This is a genomic window from Mesorhizobium sp. M7D.F.Ca.US.004.01.2.1 (assembly GCF_003997785.1).
Taxonomy (GTDB): Bacteria; Pseudomonadota; Alphaproteobacteria; order Rhizobiales; family Rhizobiaceae; genus Mesorhizobium; species Mesorhizobium loti.
Genome location: NZ_RZRQ01000451.1, coordinates 1 through 3,711, shown reverse-complemented (window position 1 = coordinate 3,711; position 3,711 = coordinate 1). Strand labels below are relative to the sequence as shown.

The 3,711-nt window shown below is 57.6% G+C and carries 4 protein-coding genes; 1 reads left to right on the top strand and 3 read right to left on the bottom strand.

Translation table 11 applies throughout. The features are described from left to right. Positions 1–183: 183 nt before the first annotated feature. The gene (locus EN993_RS37215) at positions 184–327 is read left to right on the top strand and encodes a hypothetical protein (RefSeq protein WP_164757958.1); all 144 of its coding nucleotides are present in this window, start codon (positions 184–186) and stop codon (positions 325–327) included. A gap of 676 nt (positions 328–1,003) precedes the next feature. On the opposite strand, the gene EN993_RS32750 is transcribed toward EN993_RS37215, so the two are convergent. From EN993_RS32750 to EN993_RS32740, 3 genes are all read right to left on the bottom strand, one after another. Then, positions 1,004–1,621: a DUF2062 domain-containing protein gene (locus tag EN993_RS32750; RefSeq protein ID WP_245469033.1), complete on the bottom strand. Its 618-nt coding sequence runs from the start codon at positions 1,619–1,621 to the stop codon at positions 1,004–1,006. A gap of 241 nt (positions 1,622–1,862) precedes the next feature. Continuing rightward, positions 1,863–2,267, bottom strand: a complete 405-nt coding sequence (locus EN993_RS32745; protein ID WP_127265910.1) for an MAPEG family protein — start codon at positions 2,265–2,267, stop codon at positions 1,863–1,865. Between the two features lie 274 nt (positions 2,268–2,541). Next, positions 2,542–3,711, bottom strand: a 1,170-nt coding sequence (locus EN993_RS32740; RefSeq protein WP_206532456.1) for a hypothetical protein, incomplete at its 5' end; no start/stop codon positions are given.

The window sequence follows — 3,711 nt, the reverse complement described above, 5'->3', positions numbered from 1 at the left end:
GGCGGTGTGTAAGGTCGACATCTCTTTACGATCGGAGACAAAATGTTGCGCCGCTAAGGATTAAGAGCCGCACCATCTTGTCGCCGGATCGATCTGAGGACGGAGCAGACAGTCGCCACATTCACCTACGTAGGCGTTACCTCGACCGGACGCATGCCGATTTTCCTCGCATGGAGACGAGCTATGGCTGAACCAAAGAAGAGCGATAAGTCGATAACAAGGCAGTTTGAGTCTGGTATAGACCCGGATAACAGTCTGTTGCCCATGCTGATCGGCGGCCTTGTCTTGATCGTCATCGGCGCGATCATCGTCATGATGTTCGTCTAGTTTCGAAATAGCATGGTCGCCCACGGGTGCGGGGTCGCGCTACAGTTCTCCGACCCGGTTGATCGGGCGGCCGTCGGCAATGCGAACAAGGACGTTGGTGAGCCAAGCTTTCGGTTTGACGCCGTCTAGCTGGCCGATGTGCGATTAGCGGTTTCTGGTCATAAGCGGGCTTCTCGAATAAGCGACGCTCAGTACCCCAATAAGGCGATGAGCTCGTGAGCCTGCTCTTCTTTGATCTGCGCTTCTCTAACCAAGCGTCGAACGACAAAATTATCGGGTAGAGTCCCGGATGGAGATCCTCTGCGCCTAGCGGCGGTCGAAATGGGTAGGAAGGTCCCAGCGTTCGCCTCTTCCTCGATTAGCCGGTAGTCCCGTGAAGACCGCTTTCCAACCCAGTTTCGCAAACCGGACGACTGACTGGGTACGCGTTGCCGCCGCCCAGTTGCCTCCGGCGAAGCGTCCGCCTTTAGATAGCGCTGTCTGTATAGAGAGCTTCATGAGCGTCTATCGGCCTGACATCGCGCCAAACAGACAGGGTGGCGCGTACATCAATAACAGTGCGGCGAGGAATCATGACGAAGGCTCCAGATATCCGGGCCGCCAATTGTAGGGAAGCACTTATAGCGGCGATATTGCCGACCAGCGGACCCATTTCTACAGCTGCCCTACCCGCAATTCACCCTCCAGAACGGCGATGTCGAGTGGGCAGAGGGGGTGACAACACGATGTCCTCCTGTTGCTGGAGCAGGCTACCCTTTTTTGCCAGTCGCTTGCGCCTCTGTTCGCGGAAGGCTGTCATGCCATAGCGGGTGATGCCATAGAACAACAGGCCAAAAATCAGCCCGAGTGGCACCGCACCGCACAGCATGGGCTTTAAGACTGGTGCCCACAATTGCGAAATGGAAAGGGTCTGCAACATCTCACTCAGATGGGCTGGCCGTTCGTGACTTTGCATGTGGCCGTGCAGCATGATCTTGCCGGTCTCCCAAGTCGCTCCCACAACAAACGGGAGGGTCAGCGGATTGCCAAAGACAAATGTTCCAAGCCCTGCCGCCACCATGTTTCCTGAAATCAGCCAGCACACGATGGCGGCAATGGCGAAATGGGAACCTAGTGGAAAGAAAGACGCGAAAACCCCAGCCGCCACCCCCGCCGCGACGGCGTTTGGAGTGGCGTTCAGACGGAGGATACGCTTTGAAACGTACTGAAACGATCGCGAGAAGGAGCGGCGCGGCCACATATAAATGCGCAATCGCTCGAAGAGACCATCAGGATTTCGGCGTCTAAAGAGCACTCTCTTGCCCACTTCAAACGCGGTCGGTTGAACGGATGGACCTCGTCTCTGAAAAAACGCAGCCTGTGCTGCTTTGTTCCGAATTTGTTGATCAACCGGGTGTCCGAAGCGCAAGTGCGGATAGTCGGGCCACAGTCGAAAAAGCCCAGGCTGAGAACACGGCATAGTTACCGAGTCGGACGCCCATTCTTCGGCTCCCGCGCAATGCGCCACGGGCCGCCGGCTTCGGACGGCAGCATTTTCACCTCAACAGCGCCCAGGACCAATACGCACCAATTACCATTTGCACTGCGAACGCCGTGAACCTGAGACTGACTGCGACCTGGCTCGTGGAGACGAGGTGAATTATCGACTGAACTATTCGCGCGCCTAACAGTGTAGAGGCCAGCGGATCCGTGACATCTGTCTTTGAAATAAGGATCGCGACTCCGAGCAGACCTCCAAAAATTGGAAGCCCCTCTATGCAGTTGGCGTGGGCGCGGGCTAACCTCTGCATAAAGGGGGAAAGAGCCGCGTTATCTGGCGTAAAGCCGTTTGCTGCGACCTTTCCAGAGATCACCAGATACATACGGATCACTTCCATCACAATCAGCAGTCCCAGTGCCCACGAGATGAATCCAGTCAATGCAAACGCAGTCGCCGACATATGCCGTCCCCGTTGCTCCAGTCTCGGTCTTCGTAACCAAACAACTAGTCTACCGGTATGCGTTGGTGGAGGCCAATGGCACACCAGTGGCGCATTTCTGACCGGCAGATTTGTGGCCGCTACCGGCCTGGCAGGTTTCGGCTGGGATTTGCGATAAGCTGCCGTTCTAGGCGAGCCTATGTCGGTCATTCTGGGCCAGAACTTCAAAAGAGGAAGGCAACGAACCTCAAGACGACGCCACCACTGCCAGACAAGATGCTGGAAGCATGTCGAGCTAATTGGCAACCCAAAGACTTTTGAGCTCGTGTCCGACAGCCCAATGGGCGGATGCGTCGGTGTCGGTGCACCTGGACTCGTAAGGGTCGCGAACCATCTGGAATTCGCCGTCCATTACCGCGCCAAATAGGAAGCACTCGTCCTTGTACTGCCCGCGTTCTGCGCTCGCCATCTTGACAGTTGCCTTCACGACGATGCCGTCAAGGTTCCGGCCCTTCCAGTTGATGGTGCCATAGTCCTGGATCTCAGAGGCCACGTCCGTGGGCTTCCAGTTGTCGTGTGAAAGGCCGGCAGTCCACTTTGCAAAGTCAGGGAACAGGGTCTCGATATCGATCCCGGAAGACGGGCTGGCCTTATCCGCCGGGCCTAGGACGGTCCGCTTTAGGCCATCCGAAAAGAGGTTCAGAAGTGTGGTCGCGGCCGGCCCGTTCTTCTGGCGCAGATCAGCCTGGCGGGCTGCCCTCGAGTTTCTTTCGTCAGCCTCGCGCTGGGCCGCGATCTTCTTTTCCTCGTCGGCTGCCACGCGCTTCGCCTCCGCGGCTTTGGTAGCTTCCTGCTTTGCTGCATCCAGCTTGGCCGCGGCAGCGTCAGCATCGTTATTACCGAGCCATACCGGGGCGAAGGCAAACTGTACGCCGTCGCGCGCGAGCGCTTCCGAGGTCGCCTTCAGGTCGGCGGCCGATGCATAAAGTACGCGGCATTGTTCGTGCCGCACGTCCTCATACGCCTTGTCGATCGACGGGTACGAGACGGTGCTTCCCGACATGCCTGCGAAATCAGCTATCTTGCTGATGGTCGCCTCGTGCACGGCTGCGTTGCCGTCAACGACGGTGCAGATCCGGTCGGACGAACTCGACAGCAGGATGCCTCCATATCCCTCACGCGTTCCGGACGACACCTCTTCTGCGACCTTCAAGGCCAGCGCCTGATCCGAATCCACGCGGGCCTTGATGTCTTCGAAGCGGATAGGATCGAACACGCGAATCGTCTTGGCCTCCATCGCCTCGAGATAGGCCGCCTGAAGCGTTGGCGGGGCCTCCAGGAAGGTTTTTCGCTGAACAAGGAAGAGATCAGCGCTTTCGAGGTCGTTTGCCCCACAGTCCGAACTGACGTTTATCGCCTTGTCGCCCATCGGATCGATGGCTTCGAGGAGTGCCCTGTCCAAGGC